This window comes from Flavobacterium sp. (assembly GCF_035456085.1).
In the GTDB taxonomy this organism is placed as follows: domain Bacteria; phylum Bacteroidota; class Bacteroidia; order Flavobacteriales; family Flavobacteriaceae; genus Flavobacterium.
The window spans coordinates 1-16750 of the sequence record NZ_DATIDY010000018.1 but is presented as its reverse complement, the minus strand read 5'-3'; the positions used below and the strand labels follow the sequence as shown (position 1 = coordinate 16750).

The following is a 16750-nucleotide window of genomic DNA, read 5'->3' as shown; positions in this document are numbered from 1 at the left end:
ATTTTAGTGATGTAAAACTACTTCACCATCTTTCATAGGTACTGTTTGTGGCACAAAATCCTCATCGTGACCAGGATTACTGTAATCATATGGCCAACGGTGAACTTCAGGAATTTCACCAGGCCAGTTTCCGTGCATATGTTCAACTGGAGTAGTCCACTCTAATGTATTAGATTTCCATGGATTTTGAACTGCCTTTTTACCATAGAAAATACTAGAGAAGAAATTGTATAAGAATACTAATTGGAAAGCTCCACCAATTAAAGCAAAAGTTGTTATTAATACGTTTACGTTTTGCAAATCATCAAATAATGGGAAATTAGTGTTTGTATAGTAACGTCTTGGTAAACCAGCTAATCCAATAAAGTGCATTGGGAAAAATACTCCATAAGCACAAACTGCTGTTACCCAAAAGTGAACATATCCTAAGTTTTTATTCAACATTCTACCAAACATTTTTGGAAACCAGTGATAAACACCAGCAAACATTCCGTAAAGAGCAGATATACCCATTACTAAGTGGAAATGCGCTACAACGAAGTAAGTATCATGAACGTTAATATCTAATGTACTATCCCCTAAAATGATTCCTGTTAAACCTCCAGTTATGAAAGTTGAAACCAAACCAATTGAGAACAACATTGCAGGATTCATTTGAAGATTACCTTTCCAAAGTGTTGTAATATAGTTGAACGCTTTTACTGCAGATGGAATTGCAATCAACAATGTTGTAAAGGTAAATACAGATCCTAAGAACGGATTCATACCTGATATAAACATATGGTGTCCCCAAACAATCGTTGATAAAAATGCAATTGCAATAATTGACATAATCATCGCTCTATAACCAAAAATAGGTTTACGAGAGTTTGTAGCAATAATTTCAGAAGTAATTCCTAAAGCAGGTAAAATTACAATATAAACTTCTGGGTGACCTAAGAACCAAAATAAGTGTTCGAAAAGCACTGGAGATCCTCCTTGATAATGTAAAACTTCACCAGCAATATAAATGTCAGATAAGAAGAATGATGTTCCAAAGCTTCTATCAAAAATTAATAATAATGCAGCTGATAATAATACTGGGAAAGAAACTATACCAATAATTGCTGTAACAAAGAAAGCCCAAATAGTAAGTGGCAATCTTGTCATAGACATTCCTTTTGTTCTTAAATTAATAACTGTAACTACATAATTCAAAGATCCCATTAAAGAAGAAGCAATGAAAATAGCCATAGATACTAACCATAAAGTCATACCTAATCCAGATCCTGAAATAGCTTGAGGTAATGCACTTAAAGGAGGATAAATTGTCCATCCAGCAGATGCAGGACCAGCTTCAATAAATAAAGAACAAACCATGATTACACTTGACAGGAAGAATAACCAATACGAAATCATGTTCATAAAACCAGAAGCCATATCTCGGGCTCCAATTTGAAGCGGTATCAATAAATTACTGAAAGTTCCACTTAAACCAGCAGTTAATACAAAGAAAACCATTATCGTTCCGTGTATTGTTACTAAGGCCAAATAAATATCATTGGCCATAACTCCATTAGGTGCCCATTTATCACCCAACAAAACATTGAATATCTTAAAAGATTGCTCTGGCCAAGCCAATTGCATTCTAAATAGCAAAGACATACTAACACCGATAACTCCCATTATAATACCAGTTAACAAGTATTGCTTAGCAATCATTTTATGATCAATACTAAAGATATATTTAGTAATGAAAGTGTCTTTATGGTGGTGTTCGTGTTCGTGATCGTGTCCGTGATCGTGACCTTCTGCTGACATATATTTATACTTTAAATTTTCTTAATAATTATTTCATAGCAATTTTAGCTACAGCTGCAGTATCTTGTGAAACAGCTGAATCTTTTCCTACAGGAGCATCTGGCGTTGCTGGTTTAGCATTTGAAGCCTTTACCTCTGCAACTAGAGTTGTTTTTTCACTCAACCATTTTTTGTAATCTTCAGGAGTATCAACAACAACTTTCATTTGCATGTTATAGTGAGAAGCTCCACATATTTTATTACATAATAATAAATATTCAAAAGTGTAAGGATCTAAAGCTGGCTCACCTTTTGCAACTAACTCTGCACTTCTTTTAGCTCTAATTTTGTTAATATTATCAACCTTCTCAACCATATAAGGTAATGCTTGATATTCTGCTGTAGTGTAAATAGGAGTAAAAGCAAATTCAGTAACCATACCTGGAACACAGTTCATTTGAGCTCTAAAATATGGGAAATAAGCTGAGTGCAATACATCTTGAGATCTCATCTTAAAGTGTATTTTTTTTCCTTTTGGTATATGTAATTCAGAAACAACTATATCATCTTGAGAATAAGGATCTGATAAATCAACTCCTAAAGTGTTTACACCTTCGATTAATCTAACATTTGCTTTACCTAAAACATTATCTTCGCCAGCATATCTTGCTGTCCATTTAAATTGCTGAGCATATAATTCGATTACAACAGTATCATCATCTTCATCGATAAACATAATGTTTGTCCAAGCATAAAGACCATAAAGAATCAAACCAGCTAAGACAACAGCAGGAATAACACTCCAAATTGCTTCTAATTTATTGTTATCCGCAAAATATAAGGCTCTTTTATCCTTATTACCTCTGTATTTGAAAGCGAAGTAATGCAATAAAACTTGAGTGATAGCCTGAACAGTAAAGATCAACACCCATGTAATATTCATTAGACGATCAATTAATGCTCCATGCTCTGAAGCTGGGGTATGAAGGACTAAGTGCCCCCATGTATATACCCCATATATTGTAAAAATATAGATGAATGCTAGAAAACCAAACATCAAATATCCTTGTACATTATTATCATCATCATTTGCAACTTGCGAATTGTCCGAAGTCGAAGCAACTTGTGTTAAATCGAATATCTTCGTCAGCTGCCAAATTGCAACTGCCAATAAAACTAAAACTATAATTACCAACAAACTTGTCATCTGTTTATTTCTTTAAATATTAATAATGAAAATGTTTACTTTCTTCAATGTATGGATTTCTTTTTGGTAACAAAGGAGCTTTAGCTAATGCAGTAAAGACAACAAAAATAAACAATCCAAGAAAGAATAATACCGATGCAATTTCTGAAACACCAATAAACCAACTACTACCAACAGTACCAGGCATAATCATATTAAAGAAGTCAACATAATGGCCTAACAATATTACTATTCCCGCCATAACCAAAATCCAAGTGATACGTTTAAAATCAGTATTGATTAAAATTAATACAGGGAATAAGAAATTCATAACAACAGCACCAAAGAAAGGTAAATTATAAACTTGAATTCTAGTAACAAAATAAGTGATCTCTTCAGGTATGTTAGCATACCAAATCAACATAAATTGAGAGAACCATAAATAAGTCCAAAACACACTGATACCGAACATAAACTTCGCTAAATCATGGATATGACTAGAATTTACATACTCTAAATATCCTTTAGATTTCAAATAAATAGTAACCATAGCGATCATAGTAATACCACTTACAAAGAAGCTAGCAAATACATACCAACCGAAAAGTGTACTAGACCAGTGAGGATCAATAGACATAATCCAATCCCATGACATAATAGACTCTGAAACAATAAAGAAAACTAAAAACCCAGCTGAAATGTTAAAATTCTTTTTGTAAAAAGAATTATCATCAGATTCATCTTGATCTAAACAATTTTTTCTAGAAAAATATCTATATGCATTCCAACCTGCTAAAAAGACAGCTGCTCTTACAATCCAAAAAGGGAAATTTAAATAACCTGATTTTCCAGCAATAATACCGTCATAATTCTCATGTCCTTTAGTAGTCACACCTTCTGCTAGCCAAGCAAACAAATGATTAGCATGTAAACCACAAGAAATCAATATGATGAAAAATATAACAGAACCTACAGGCAAATAAGCTGTAATCCCCTGCATTACTCTAAAAAGCACTGGTGACCAACCCGCTTGAGCAACTTGTTGAATGCCGTAAAAAACTAAAGTTCCTAAAGAAAGCAACATAAAGAAAATACAAGCTACATATAATGCTGCCCATGGTTTATTACTTAATTGATGAAAAACATGCTCTAAATGTTCTTTGTGTTCAGCGTCAGCTTTGACTTCATGCTTTCCTGCTTCAGCTTTTGCATGCTCACTTGAAGCAGCCTCATGATCAACTTTACCATGAGTTCCATGAGCATCAGCAGCAAGAAGAGTCTCCACTTCTTGAATATTTTTAGGCGCAGTCAAAAAACCATATCCAATTCCTAAAAGACCAATAGCCATTAAGACGAAAGAAAAAGTTTTTAATTTACTTGAAAATGTATACATATCTATTACGATCAGTTTGTTCAACAATTATTATTGTGCTTTTAGTTTAAGAACATAGTCAGCAACTAACCAACGTTCGTGAGCACTCATTTGATTAGCATGTGAACCCATGGCATTCAAACCATAAGTTTCAACGAAGAAAATACTTCCTTCAGTGATGTCCCTATCTTTATAATTAGGTACACCAAGAAATTTTTCTCTTTCAACTAATTTTCCTTTACCATCACCAGCTGCACCATGACAACTAATACAGTAAATTTCAAAAAGTTCTTTTCCTTTATCAGAATTTCTATCTAATGAATCTAAAGGAGATTTCAAATTGGCTTTTGCCAATGCATATCCTTCTGGAGTATTTTCATATTCAAAAGGTTCAAAACCTCTATTTATTGAACCAACAGCAGGAAGTTGACCTTCTTTCCCATTTTTAAACACATCAACAGGAACTGAAGAATAAGTTTCTGCACTTACTGCCTCGTACATATTAGGCATATATTGGTAATTAGGACTATCATTATGATGACATGATGAAACCGTTACCATTAAACCCAATGCAAGTGTTATTTTATATAAACTTTTCATATCTACAATTAATGCTTTTCAATTACTTTAACTTCTACTGCACCTGTACCTTCGAAAAATGAAATTAATTCTTCTTCATTATTATTTACGGCAACTTCCATCAAAAAGTGATCATCAGTAGTTCTTACATCTGGATTTTCAGCTTGTTTAAAAGGCCACAATCTGCTTCTCATATAAAAGGTAATCACCATCAAGTGAGCTGCAAAAAATACAGTTTCTTCAAACATAATAGGCACAAAAGCTGGCATATTATCAATATAACTAAAACTTGGTTTTCCACCAATATCCTGAGGCCAATCCTGAATCATTACAAAATCCATCAAGAAAGTTCCAAAAGATAAACCACACAAACCATAGATAAAAGCACATATCGCTAAACGTGTAGGTGCAAGTCCCATTGCTTTATCCAATCCGTGAACTGGAAATGGTGTAAATACTTCTTCAATATGATGATGAGCTGCACGTGTCTTTTTTACAGCATCCATCAAAATATCATCGTCATTATAAATGGCGTATATAACTTTATTACTCATGATGTGAATGTTTATTAGCTTCTCTTTCTTTAATATAATGTTCTCCGGTTGCTTTCAAAATTGTTTTAACCTCGGCTTGTGCAATAACAGGGAATGTTCTTGCGTACAATAAGAATAATACAAAGAAGAATCCAATTGTACCGATGAAAATTCCAATATCAACAAATGTTGGAGAGAACATAGTCCATGAAGATGGTAAATAATCTCTATGTAATGAAGTTACAATAATTACAAATCTTTCAAACCACATTCCAATATTTACAACTATAGAGATAATGAAAGAAAACATAATACTTGTTCTTAATTTTTTGAACCACATGAATTGTGGTGAAAATACGTTACAAGTCATCATTGCCCAATAAGCCCACCAGTAAGGCCCAGTAGCTCTATTTAAGAATGCATATTGTTCATATTCAACTCCTGAATACCAAGCAATAAATAACTCAGTAATATAAGCAACACCTACGATAGAACCTGTAATCATAATTACGATGTTCATTAATTCGATATGTTGAATAGTAATATACGCTTCAAGGTTAATAACTTTTCTCATAATGATAAGTAAAGTATTTACCATTGCAAAACCAGAGAATACAGCTCCAGCAACAAAGTAAGGAGGGAAAATTGTAGTATGCCATCCTGGGATAACAGAAGTAGCAAAGTCCATAGATACAATAGTATGCACAGAAAGTACAAGAGGTGTTGCTAAACCAGCAAGAACTAACGATACTTCTTCAAAACGTTGCCAGTCTTTTGCTCTACCACTCCATCCAAAACTTAGAATAGAGTATACTCTTTTATTAAATGGTGTTATAGCTCTATCGCGTAACATTGCAAAATCGGGTAACAAACCAGTCCACCAGAAAACTAATGATACTGAAAGATAAGTAGAGATTGCGAATACGTCCCAAAGTAACGGAGAGTTAAAGTTTACCCAAAGAGATCCAAATTGATTTGGAATTGGTAATACCCAATATGCTAACCAAGGACGCCCCATGTGGATGATCGGGAACAAACCTGCTTGGATCACTGAGAAAATTGTCATTGCTTCTGCAGAACGGTTAATAGCCATTCTCCATCTTTGACGAAATAATAAAAGTACAGCAGAGATAAGAGTTCCTGCGTGACCAATACCAACCCACCAAACGAAGTTAGTAATATCCCAAGCCCAACCAACTGTTTTGTTTAGTCCCCAAGTACCAATACCTGTAGACACTGTGTATATAATGCAGCCTAATCCCCAAAGGAAGGCTATTAATGCGATTGAAAATACAATCCACCATTGTTTATTTGCTTTACCTTCAATAGGTGCGGCTACATCAACAGTTATATCGTGATAAGATTTATCACCTATAACTAAGGGTTTTCTAATGGCTGCTTCGTAGTGAGACGACATAATCCTTTATTTGATTCTTAATTAATAATTTTTGTACTAGGTATTTCTAACTTTAACGTGGTATACAACATTTGGTTTTGTTCCAATATGCTCTAATAAATGATAACTTCTTTCATCTTCAACCAATTTAGTGACTTCAGCTTCTTTATCATTTACATCTCCAAATATCATTGCTCCAGTAGAACAAGCATTTGAACAAGCGGTTTGGAATTCTCCATCTTTAACAGTTCTTCCTTCGTTTTTAGCTTTCAAAATTGTTGCTTGTGTCATTTGAATACACATAGAACATTTCTCCATAACTCCACGAGAACGAACATTCACATCTGGATTTAAAACCATACGTCCTAAATCATCATTCATATGATAATCAAATTCACTGTTTTTGTTGTATAAGAACCAGTTGAAACGACGTACTTTATAAGGACAGTTGTTAGCACAGTAACGAGTACCAACACATCTGTTATAAGCCATTTGGTTTTGACCTTGACGACCATGGGAAGTTGCAGCAACAGGACAAACAGTCTCACAAGGAGCGTGATTACAATGTTGACACATTACTGGTTGGAAAGCTACTTGTGGATTATCACCTGCTTTTTCCATTTCATTAAATGTAGACAAAGAACTTGATAAACCAGCAATGTTTTCTTTTCTTTCGTTATCTCCTTCAAATGTACTTTCAGAAGAATAATATCTATCAATACGCAACCAGTGCATATCTCTACTTCTTCTTACTTCAGATTTACCAACAACAGGAACATTGTTTTCAGCATGACATGCAATTACACAAGCACCACAACCTGTACAAGCATTCAAATCAATAGATAGATTAAAATGGTGTCCTGTTGAACGATCGAATGAACCCCATAAATCAACTGAAGTAGCTTCAACCTCTTTGTGATCTAAAGAAACTTTTGGTTTTTCATTCCACAATTCAGCATCTTTAGTATTAAAAATTTCAAGTGTAGTTTCCTTAATAATATCACCTCTACCCATTAAAGTTTTCTGACCTTGAACACAAGCAAATTCATGTTCTCCAGAAGCTTTCTCAATGGTAACAGTTTGAACATTATTAAAACCGTTATATAAAGCATAGGCATTAATACCTACTTGCATTTCTTCTTTTAAAGATTCTTTACGACCATAACCCAAAGCCATTCCAATTGTTCCAATAGCTTGACCTGGCTGAACAATTACAGGAACCTTTTCAAGTTTCACTCCATTTGCAGTTAATGTAACATAACTACCATTCAAACCACCATTAGCAACAATTTGGTTTGAAAGTCCCAATTTCTTAGCATCAGCATTTGAAACAGTAACATAATTATCCCAAGAAACCCTTGTCAATGGGTCTGGAAATTCTTGTAACCAAGGGTTATTTGCTTGCTGACCATCACCCATTCCTGTTTTAGTGTATAATACTAATTCAAGACCAGTAGCTTTGGATTGTGCCAATGCATTTGCAGCACCAGTATAATCAGCTGTACCACCAGCTGTAGCAGGAACAACACCAACATACACACCATCATGCAATACTTTGTTCCAAGAAGAACCTGTAATTATAGAAGCTGAAAAAGCTTTTAAATAATCATAGTAAGTTCCAGGAATTCCGTTTATTGATAATAAAATATCTTGAAATTGTTTTGTATTAAATAATGGACGAATAGTTGGTTGAGTCAAACTATAAGTACCTTTTGTTAAAGTCAAATCTCCCCAAGCTTCTAAGTAGTGAGGAACTGGAGCAGCGATTGTAGTAATAGAAGCAGTTTCATCTTCTTTTAAAGACAATGCAATTGAAGTTTTAACTTTTTTCAATCCTTCAACAAATGATTTACTATCTGCTAAAGTATACACTGGATTAACACCACTCATAATTAAAGTATGAACACTTCCTGCATTCATATCTTTTATTAATTGAGCAACTTTTTCATTAGATCCTTTACGAATTTGTCTAGTTCTAGAAGTATTAAAAGATTCACTTGCCAAAACCTGATTGATAGCCAACACTAATAATTGAGCGTTTTTATCTTGAATACCAGATACCAAAAGACCTTTTGCACCAGCTGCTTTTAATTGTTGAGCCGCTTTGGTGACATCTGCTTTAAAAGCAGCATCTAATGAATTTGCAACTGAGGAACCTGTAATAATATTATAAATAGCAACTAATGCTTGTTTTTGATTAGCAGTTGACATTGCAATACGCTTATCCGCAGCAGCTCCAGATAAAGTCATGTTAGACTCTAATTGTATGTGCTTAGATATTTTTTTGCTTCCTGTAGGTCCTGAAGGAATTCTGCCTTTAGCATAACCTGCATCATATCCACCACCTTGCCAATCTCCAAGAAAGTCAGCACCAACAGAAACGATTACAGAAGCTTTTGAAAAATCATAATCTACTAAAGCTCTTTCTCCGTAAACAGTTTCAAAAGCATCTAAAGCTTCTGAAGAAGAAACAGCATCATATATAACATGTTTAGCGTTTGGATTTTTGGCGATAAAATCAGCAATCAACTTTTCAGTTGATGGACTAGCCAAAGTATTGGTTAAAAACACTACCTGTCCTCCTTTTGCTTTTGCATCAACAATACTAGATTTTAATTTTGAATCAACAGCAGACCAAGAACTAACTTTAGCTTCAATTTTAGGTTCTTTCAAACGCATATTGTCATATAAAGACAATATAGAAGCATGAACTCTAGCATTAGCAGCAAATTTTGCTCCTTCAATAGTATTGTTATCTATTTTAATTGGACGCCCTTCACGTGTTTTTACCAAAAGATTTGCAAAATCAAAACCATCAAAAACAGAAGTTGCATAATAATCAGCTACTCCTGGAATGATTTGTTCAGGTTGCAGCACATAAGGAATTGATAAATGCACAGGACCCTCGCATGCAGCAAGAGAAGCTGCTGCTGTACTAAAACCAACGTACTTTAAAAAGTCACGACGTGTGGTTGAAGAAGAAGACAAAGCCGCTTCATTTCCTAAAAACTCATCCGTAGGAATTTCTTCAACAAATTCGTTATTTCTAAGCGCCTCAACAATAGAACTATTTCCGTCTAGCTCTTCAACACTTTTCCAGTATTTTTTGTTTGATGACATATTATATATAAATATTAATCTTAATAATTTTTTTTTTGTTCTATCCTTTAATCTTATTCACTTAAAAGTGATAAACATTAAATTCTTAATAGTGACATTTACCACATTCTAAACCACCCATTTGAGCAGCAGTGAGTTTATCAACGCCATATTTTTTTGAAAGTTCTTCGTGTATTTTCTTGTAATACTCATTGCCTTCCATTTTAACATCAGTTTTTCTGTGACAATTTACACACCATCCCATTGTAAGTGGAGAGAACTGTTTCATTATTTCAAATTCCTGAACCGGACCGTGACACGTTTGGCATTCAATTCCAGCTGTAGTAACGTGTTGTGAGTGATTGAAATAAACAAAATCAGGTAAGTTATGAATACGAACCCATTTTACAGGCTCAGTTTTTCCAGTATATGCTTGTTTTGTCGCATCCCAACCCACAGCTTTATATAATTTTTGAATTTGTTCATCATAGAAAGCTTTGCTGTACTCAGGTGTTGCAGTACTTTCAGCAACTTCACTGATGCTTTTATGACAGTTCATACAAACATTTAAAGATGGAATTCCAGCAGTTTTACTAACACGTGAAGCAGAGTGACAATATTTACAATTAATTTCATTGTCTCCAGCGTGTATTCTATGAGAATAATGAATTGGCTGAATAGGCTCATAATTTTGATCAACACCTACCTGCATTAAATAACCATATACCATGTAAGCAGCAACAAGCATTAAAAATATCGTTGATACTAAAACTAAAAACTGGTTTTTAACAAAAGCTTTCCAGATAGGCAATGATGGTTCCTTTTTAGCTACTTCAATACCATTAGCAGCAGCAACTTTTCTTAAAACATTGTTAACTAAAACTAGCATTACAATAAGTATTGCCATTACTAATGACAAAGCACCTAAAATAACATTATTAGAAATACCTCCCTCTTGTGCAGCAGTAGCGGCAGTTCCTGCAGCAGGAGCACCGGCTGGCGCAGCTGCAGCTTCAGCTTTAGGCTCAGAAGTATAAGCAATTATATTATCAATATCTCCTTCTGACAACTGTGGAAATGGTGTCATTGGAATTTTATTATTCTCTTCAAAAACTTTTACAGCAGCAGCATCACCTGATTTAATTAAATCGGAACTATTATGTACCCATTTATAAATCCATGCCATATCGTGTTTTTCAGACACTCCTCTTAAAGCAGGTCCTGTTGATTTAGCATCAAGTTTGTGACACGCAGCACAATTGGCATTAAAAAGCTCTTTACCTTTTGCAGCATCACCTCCAGAACTCGCCGCTGGAGCTGCCGCAGCTGCATCAGCAGCCGGAGCTGCATCTTGAGCAAATGAAGCTACGGAAATACTCAACACTAATGCTAAGCTTAAAAATAATTTCCTTGAATTCGAATTATGGTTACCCACCTTTTTCATATACTAATATTGATTATCTACTAAAAAATTGTTCGTTTGTAATCCAAAAAAATAGAAAACAAAACGAACCTTATTTAAAAACTGCGACAAAAATACGACTTAAGAACTATTCTCAAAACCTTAAAATAATCTTAATTATAATTTATATAGAATCTAAATAAGGATTTTTATTTCAAATTAATTGAAAACATTACTTTTGTAAAATAAATAATCAGATTATGAGATTCTTAAGACCAAACTATCCTTTATTAGTGCTTTTAATACTGTCTAACACTGCCATAAAAATAAGTGCACAAACCTCAAATTTAACAGTAAATGAAGATCCTAAATTTCAGCAATTACTTACAGAAAAGCGCAAATCCAACCCTAATTTAACATATAACGACCGCTATAAAATCCAAATATTCAACGGTGTAAGTGAAACCGCAAAAAAAACATTATCCGAGTTCAAACAGGAATATAAAAACTTAGATGGAACTATCATTTTTAACACTCCAAACTATAAAGTATGGGTTGGAAATTTTAGAACCAGAATGGAAGCAGAACGTTATCTTGTAGATATAAAAAAGAAATATAAAAGCGTCTTTTTGATTAAACCTAATAAATAGAGATTTTTGACCAGTAAAAAAAACAAAAATCTTAATGATAAAAATCATTTTTCAAATTATTTACTAATTTTTGAACGATAATAACTCCCAATTTGGAAGCAATTTTGGCTGTAAATTCTTTGAAATCTATTATAGAATTTTCATTAGCACTGTCAGAAATTGTTCGAATAATTACAAAAGGAATATTATATTCATAACAGACTTGTGCGACAGCAGCACCTTCCATTTCTACACATAAAACATTTGGAATCACCTTCAAAAGCTTTTCTTTTTCAATAGAACTTGAAATAAATTGGTCTCCACTTGCAATTTGACCTACAACTACTTTTTGATTAAACAATGAGAAAGCATGGCACTCACTTAAAGAAAACAAATTCGCCAAGCCATCATTTTTAATTAATTCATTAGTGCTACTGACTACGATATTAAATAATTTCTCCGAAGGGTACAATATAGTTTTTCCTAAAAGCGGAATCTCAAATTGTTTCATAATCGGACGAGCATCCAAATCATGCTGAACCAAACTATTAGCAATTACAATATCTCCAATATTTAAATCTTTACTAATTGCCCCAGCAACACCAGTAAATATCAATTCGGTTATACCAAACTCAACAATTAAATGCGTTACTGTAGTTGCGGAGGCTACTTTCCCCCAACGAGAAAATACGACTACAACTTCAATGTCGTTTATTGTACCAATGTAATAGGTACGCATTCCTTTTATGACTTCACTCCTGCCTTTAAGTAACGAAACAATTCCGTTTATTTCTTCAGGCATAGCGCCCAAAATCCCAATTCGTTTTGCTGCCATTATTTTTAAATGATTAAAAAATAAATAATATCAATAAAAAAATCCCAACGAATTGGGATTTTTTAACTTATATAATTGAACTATTATTTCAATTTCTTTTTGATTGCAACTTCATGGTAAGCTTCGATAACATCTCTTTCTTCGATATCATTATAACCTTTTATCTGGATACCACAATCGTAACCTTTAGACACTTCCTTCACATCATCTTTGAAACGTTTCAGAGCAATCAATTCACCTTCATGAACTACGACACCATCTCTAATGATTCGGATTTTACCATTTCTAGTAATTTTCCCATCAGTAACCATACATCCAGCAATTGTTCCAACTTTAGAGATTTTAAACAATTCTCTAATTTCAGCTGTACCAAGTACCTCTTCTTTCATTTCCGGAGCTAACATTCCTTCCATCGCATCTTTCAAGTCATCGATAGCTGCATAAATAATAGAGTAGTAACGGATATCAATTTCTTCTTTATCTGCTAATTGTCTAGCATTTCCTGCAGGGCGAACATTAAATCCAATAATAATCGCATCTGAAGCAGAAGCTAACATAACATCAGATTCCGTAATTGCTCCAACTCCTTTATGAATAATATTGATTTGAATTTCTTCAGTTGATAATTTAGAGAACGAATCAGATAACGCTTCAACAGAACCATCCACGTCTCCTTTAAGAATAATATTCAATTCTTTAAACTGGCCTAAAGCAATTCTACGTCCGATTTCATCCAATGTAATATGACGTTGTGTACGTACAGATTGTTCACGCATTAATTGAGAACGTTTTGCAGCAATTTGTTTTGCTTCTTTTTCATCTTCAAAAATATTGAATTTATCACCTGCTGTAGGTGCGCCATCAAGACCTAAAACTGAAACTGGAGTCGAAGGACCAGCAATCGTAACCGTCTTACCTCTTTCATCATGCATTGCTTTAATTTTACCATGATGTTTTCCAGCTAACATATAGTCCCCAATTTTAAGAGTACCATGTTGAACCAGAATAGTAGATACATATCCTTTTCCTTTATCCAAGAATGCTTCTACTACCGTACCTTGAGCTGCTTTGTTTGGATTTGCTTTCAAATCAAGTATTTCAGCTTCCAATAATACTTTTTCTAATAATTCTTTGACACCGGTACCCACTTTTGCAGAAATATCATGAGACTGAATTTTTCCACCCCAGTCTTCTACTAAAAGATTCATACCCGCCAAACGTTCTTTGATCTTTTCAACGTTAGCATTTGGCTTATCAATTTTGTTTATTGCAAAAATAATTGGAACACCTGCTGCTTGTGCGTGAGAAATAGCCTCTTTCGTTTGCGGCATGATATCATCATCGGCAGCTACAACAATAATGGCAATATCTGTTACTTGAGCACCACGAGCACGCATTGCAGTAAATGCTTCGTGACCAGGAGTATCTAAGAAAGCAATTTTTTGACCATTGTCTAACGTTACTCCATAAGCTCCAATGTGCTGTGTAATTCCACCGGATTCACCTGCAATAACATTTTCTTTACGAATATAATCCAGTAAAGATGTTTTACCGTGATCGACGTGACCCATTACAGTAACAATTGGCGCTCTAGTAACTAAATCTTCCTCTTTATCTTCAACTACTTCGATAGCTTCTTCGATATCAACAGTGATGAACTCAACTTCGTAACCAAATTCATCAGCAACAATTGTCAATGTTTCAGCATCAAGACGTTGGTTCATGGTAACCATGATACCAAGAGACATACATGTTCCGATCACTTTTGTAATTGGCACATCCATCATAATTGCAATTTCACCTACAGTAACGAATTCTGTAACTTTAATAGTTTTACTTCCTTCATCTAAAGCTCTTTGCTCATCATCAGATTTTTGACGGTGTGTATCTCTTTTATCTCTTCTATATTTTGCAGCTTTAGATTTCCCTCCTTTTCCTTGAAGTTTTTCTAAAGTTTCGCGAATTTGATTTTTAACCTCTTCTTCTGTTGGTTCAACCTTAGCAACAATTGCAGGTCTATTACCTTTTACAAATCCTGGTCTTGCACTTCGATTAGCATTAAAGCCACCACCTCCGCCAGCGTTTGCATTTGGAGTAATTTTATTTGGATTTGGCACTCCAGGAACACCAGGTGTTGCAGGAGGCTTAGGCGCTCCAGGTTTAGGAGCAATTCTTTTACGCTTATTTTTGTTTGCATTATTAGCACCAGGAGCACCTGGAGTACCAGGCTTATTTGGCGTAATTTTTGGGTCTTCTTTTTTCTTCTTCGGTTTATTAAACTGAGATAAATCAATTACCTGACCTGTTAAAGTTGCACCAGAAAGCTTTTGATACTGAGTCGTAATCGATTCCTCAACAGGAGCATCACTCACGACATCATTAGCCTTTTTCTGAACTGAAGTTTCTGGCTGTTTTTCGACCTTAACTTCTTTAAATTTAGGCTTGTCGTTAGCTTGATTTTCCTGAGAAACCGGAGTATCTTTTATTACTTTTTCTGTTGACGTTTCATTTGTTCGAACTTTTTCAACTGTATCTTTTTTTACTTCATCCTTAACAATAGGCGTCTCTGTTGGAGTTACATCTGCAGGAGTAATTACTTTTTCAGCAACAACTGGATCAGGAGCAGGAGCAGCTTTTTTAGGATTAAGATCAATTTTACCTACTTGAACAGGACCAGATAATACAGCTCTAGCTTTAATTATTTCCTGTTGTTTCAGACGATCTTCTTCTAATTTACGTTTGTCTTCAATTTCTTTTTCACGCTCTATACGCAAAGCTTCTTTCTCTTTTCTTTTCTCTTCACTAACTTCCTTTGAAGCCTCTTTATTCCCCTTGTCGCCGGCAAACTGACTTTGTAGGATATTAAATTCGTTATCAGAAATTTTTGCGTTCGGATTTGATTCAATAGCAATTCCTTTATCTTTTAGATAATCCACAGCTCTTTCTAACGAAATATTTAATTCCCTTAAAACCTTGTTTATTCTTATTACTCTCTCTTCAGACATATAACCTTTTTATTATTACCTTTTTCGTTGTGTTGTTAGAGCAGATGTAAGCTATTGCTTAATTATCAAACTCTTCTTTTAGTATCTTCATAACATCTAGAATCGTTTCCTCTTCTAAGTCTGTTCTTCTTACTAAATCTTCTACGTCGTGTTTCAAGATACTTTTTGCTGTATCCAAACCGATCTTTGCAAACTCTTCAATTACCCACTCTTCGATCTCATCTGAGAACTCTGTTAATTCAACATCGTCTTCATCTGCAACAGTACCGGCAACATCTCCTTCACGAATAACATCTAACTCATAGCCAGTCAGTAAACCTGCCAGACGAATATTATGCCCTCCTCTACCGATAGCCTTAGAAACTTCTTCTAATTTTAAAAACACTTCAGCTCTTTTTCCTTCTTCATTAATTTTAATAGAAGAAACTTTAGCAGGGCTTAAAGCTCTTGTAATATACAATTGAATATTACTGGTATAATTGATAACATCAATATTTTCATTCCCCAGTTCACGAACTATTCCATGAATACGAGATCCTTTCATACCAACACAAGCCCCAACCGGATCAATACGATCATCATAAGAATCTACAGCTACTTTGGCTTTTTCACCTGGAATTCTCACTACATTTTTAACCATAATCAAACCGTCAAAAACTTCAGGAATTTCTTGTTCAAACAATTTCTCCAAGAACTTATCGGAAGTTCTGGACATAATAATTTGAGGCTTATTCCCTTTTAACTCAACACTTTCAATTATACCTCTTACGTTATCCCCTTTTCGGAAGAAATCCGAAGGAATTTGTTTTTCTTTTGGCAAAACAATTTCATTACCGTCATCATCCACCAAAATTACAACTCTTGGACGTACATGGTGCACTTCGGCAGTATAAATATCGCCTATAATATCTTTAAATTGTTTATAAAGGTTTGTA

12 protein-coding genes are annotated in these 16750 nt (G+C 34.2%); 1 reads left to right on the top strand and 11 read right to left on the bottom strand.

What is annotated here, in order from left to right; all coding sequences use genetic code 11:
• Positions 1 to 3: 3 nt before the first annotated feature.
• From VLC96_RS01150 to VLC96_RS01115, 8 genes are all read right to left on the bottom strand, one after another.
• Entirely contained in the window at positions 4 to 1800 is a 1797-nt protein-coding gene (locus tag VLC96_RS01150) for a cytochrome c oxidase subunit I (RefSeq protein WP_325260209.1), read from the bottom strand.
• A 28-nt stretch (positions 1801 to 1828) separates the two neighbouring features.
• Positions 1829 to 2986: a cytochrome c oxidase subunit II gene (locus tag VLC96_RS01145; protein ID WP_325260208.1), complete on the bottom strand. Its 1158-nt coding sequence runs from the start codon at positions 2984 to 2986 to the stop codon at positions 1829 to 1831.
• A 19-nt stretch (positions 2987 to 3005) separates the two neighbouring features.
• Entirely contained in the window at positions 3006 to 4358 is a 1353-nt protein-coding gene (locus VLC96_RS01140) for a quinol:cytochrome C oxidoreductase (protein WP_325260207.1), read from the bottom strand.
• Positions 4359 to 4388: 30 nt separating this feature from the next.
• On the bottom strand, positions 4389 to 4937 hold the full coding sequence (locus tag VLC96_RS01135) for a c-type cytochrome (RefSeq protein ID WP_325260206.1): 549 nt from the start codon (positions 4935 to 4937) through the stop codon (positions 4389 to 4391).
• Positions 4938 to 4945: 8 nt separating this feature from the next.
• Positions 4946 to 5470, bottom strand: coding sequence for a DUF3341 domain-containing protein (locus tag VLC96_RS01130; RefSeq protein ID WP_325260205.1), 525 nt, complete (start codon positions 5468 to 5470; stop codon positions 4946 to 4948).
• Positions 5463 to 6866: an NrfD/PsrC family molybdoenzyme membrane anchor subunit gene (nrfD, locus tag VLC96_RS01125; protein ID WP_325260204.1), complete on the bottom strand. Its 1404-nt coding sequence runs from the start codon at positions 6864 to 6866 to the stop codon at positions 5463 to 5465. Before nrfD ends, VLC96_RS01130 begins: the two co-directional genes overlap by 8 nt.
• Before the next feature lie 36 nt (positions 6867 to 6902).
• On the bottom strand, positions 6903 to 9965 hold the full coding sequence (locus VLC96_RS01120) for a TAT-variant-translocated molybdopterin oxidoreductase (protein WP_325260203.1): 3063 nt from the start codon (positions 9963 to 9965) through the stop codon (positions 6903 to 6905).
• An 85-nt stretch (positions 9966 to 10050) separates the two neighbouring features.
• Complete coding sequence (locus VLC96_RS01115; RefSeq protein ID WP_325260202.1) at positions 10051 to 11388, bottom strand: c-type cytochrome; 1338 nt, start codon at positions 11386 to 11388, stop codon at positions 10051 to 10053.
• Between the two features lie 218 nt (positions 11389 to 11606).
• On the opposite strand from VLC96_RS01115, the gene VLC96_RS01110 reads away from it, so the two are divergent.
• Complete coding sequence (locus tag VLC96_RS01110; protein WP_325260201.1) at positions 11607 to 11996, top strand: SPOR domain-containing protein; 390 nt, start codon at positions 11607 to 11609, stop codon at positions 11994 to 11996.
• A gap of 31 nt (positions 11997 to 12027) precedes the next feature.
• Here the strand turns inward: VLC96_RS01110 and VLC96_RS01105 are convergent, their stop codons facing one another.
• From VLC96_RS01105 to nusA, 3 genes are all read right to left on the bottom strand, one after another.
• Entirely contained in the window at positions 12028 to 12810 is a 783-nt protein-coding gene (locus tag VLC96_RS01105; protein WP_325260200.1) for a 5'-methylthioadenosine/adenosylhomocysteine nucleosidase, read from the bottom strand.
• 83 nt (positions 12811 to 12893) lie between these two features.
• Positions 12894 to 15815, bottom strand: a complete 2922-nt coding sequence (infB, locus tag VLC96_RS01100; RefSeq protein ID WP_325260199.1) for a translation initiation factor IF-2 — start codon at positions 15813 to 15815, stop codon at positions 12894 to 12896.
• A 58-nt stretch (positions 15816 to 15873) separates the two neighbouring features.
• A partial coding sequence (nusA, locus tag VLC96_RS01095) for a transcription termination factor NusA (RefSeq protein ID WP_325260198.1) occupies positions 15874 to 16750 on the bottom strand: 877 nt, incomplete at its 5' end.